At 69.2% G+C, this 2,019-nt stretch carries 2 protein-coding genes; both read left to right on the forward strand.

What is annotated here, in order from left to right; all coding sequences use genetic code 11:
- Window positions 1-439, forward strand: a 439-nt coding sequence (locus ACFQ3T_RS36285) for an endo-1,4-beta-xylanase (protein WP_380730645.1), incomplete at its 5' end; no start/stop codon positions are given.
- A 67-nt stretch (window positions 440-506) separates the two neighbouring features.
- The gene (locus ACFQ3T_RS36290; RefSeq protein WP_380730647.1) at window positions 507-1,874 is read left to right on the forward strand and encodes an endo-1,4-beta-xylanase; all 1,368 of its coding nucleotides are present in this window, start codon (window positions 507-509) and stop codon (window positions 1,872-1,874) included.
- Window positions 1,875-2,019: the final 145 nt, after the last annotated feature.

The raw sequence follows: 2,019 nt of genomic DNA on the forward strand, positions 1-2,019 counted from the left end.
GGGCATCCGCGACAGCGACTCGTGGCGCGCCTCCGGCACCCCGCTGCTGTTCGACAGCTCGGGCAACAAGAAGGCCGCCTACAACTCGGTGCTCAGCGCGCTGAACAACGGCACCCAGCCGACCGGCACCACGCAGCCCACCACGACGACGCAGCCGACCAACCCCGGCGGCAGCTGCACGGCGACGTACGCCGAGGGCCAGAAGTGGAGCGACCGTTTCAACGGCCAGGTGACCGTCACCGGCGCGAGCAACTGGGTCGTCACCGTGACCCTGAGCAGCCCGCAGAAGGTCATCGCGACCTGGAACACCACCGCGACGTGGGACAGCTCGGGCACCGTGATGACGGCCCGTCCCAACGGCAACGGCAACGTCTTCGGCTTCACCGTCCAGCACAACGGCAACTGGAACTGGCCCAGCCTGTCCTGCCGAACCGGCTGACCCACTGCCCGACCCAACCAACCCACCCGTGACAGTCGCGGGTGCTCCGCAGAAGGTGTGCGAAAAAATGAAGCTGACATCGAGGTCAGTGTTACGAGCCGCGCTGGTGTCCACGCTGGTGACCGCGACCACGGGCGCCGCGGTGCTCATGGCCACGTCCGCCAACGCCGGCACCACCCTCGGCGCGTCGGCGGCCGAGAGCGGCCGGTACTTCGGCGCCGCCGTGGCCGCGAACAAGTTGAGCGACTCGACGTACGTCGGCATCCTCAACCGCGAGTTCAACTCGGTCACGCCCGAGAACGAGATGAAGATCGACGCCACTGAGCCGACGCAGGGGCAGTTCACGTTCACGAACGCCGACCGGATCGTCAACCACGCGCGCAGCCAGGGCATGAAGGTGCGCGGCCACACGTTGGCGTGGCACTCGCAGCAGCCGGGCTGGATGCAGAACATGTCCGGCACCGCGCTGCGCAACGCGATGCTCAACCACGTCACGCAGGTGGCCACGTACTACCGGGGCAAGATCGACTCCTGGGACGTCGTGAACGAGGCGTTCGCCGACGGCACCACCGGCGCGCGGCGTGACTCGAACCTCCAGCGGACCGGCGACGACTGGATCGAGGCGGCGTTCCGCGCGGCGCGCACCGCCGACCCGGGCGCGAAGCTCTGCTACAACGACTACAACACGGACGACTGGACGCACGCCAAGACCCAGGCCGTGTACCGGATGGTGCAGGACTTCAAGACCCGCGGCGTCCCGATCGACTGCGTCGGCCTGCAGTCGCACTTCAACAGCCAGAGCCCGGTGCCGAGCAACTACCAGACCACGCTGCAGAACTTCGCGAACCTCGGCGTGGACGTGCAGATCACCGAGCTCGACATCGAGGGCTCCGGCACCACGCAGGCGCAGAACTACGAGCGCGTCGTCAAGGCGTGCCTCGCGGTGACGCGCTGCACCGGCATCACGGTGTGGGGCATCCGCGACAGCGACTCGTGGCGCGCGTCGGGCACCCCGCTGCTGTTCGACGGCTCGGGCAACAAGAAGCCCGCGTACACGTCCGTCCTCAACGCGCTCAACCTGGGCGGCACGTCGACGTCGACCACCACCACGACGACCACGACCACCACGACGACGACCACCACGACCCCGCCTCCGGGAGGGTGCACCGCGTCGGTGTCCCTGAACTCGTGGAACGGTGGGTTCGTCGCCACGGTCAAGGTCACCGCGGGCGCGTCGGCGATCAACAGCTGGACCGTCACGATGGCCCTGCCGGCCGGCACGACGGTCACCAACACGTGGAACGTCCAGCGCAGCGGCAACAACTGGACGAACGTGAGCTACAACGGCCGGCTCGCGGCCGGTCAGTACACCGAGTTCGGCTTCCAGGGAACGGGTTCGGCGGCCGGCTTGTCGCCGACCTGCGCCGCAGGCTGATCGCACCGGTCACCGACACGGCCCGCCGGGTTTCCGGCGGGCCGTGTCGCGCGCGGGCTCACGTGCGTTCGCGGGTCAGGCGGCGCGGGTCGCTCCGGACGCCGTGGTGTCACGGCTCGGGCGGCGCGCCTCGGGCGGCGCGGCG

The organism is Saccharothrix hoggarensis (genome assembly GCF_042678885.1).
GTDB classification, from domain to species: Bacteria; Actinomycetota; Actinomycetes; order Mycobacteriales; family Pseudonocardiaceae; genus Actinosynnema; species Actinosynnema hoggarensis.

Excerpts from the sequence above, each read along its gene's own strand:
- ACFQ3T_RS36290 (WP_380730647.1), top strand. The coding sequence starts at position 507 with ATGAAGCTGACATCGAGGTCAGTGTTACGAGCCGCGCTGGTGTCCACG.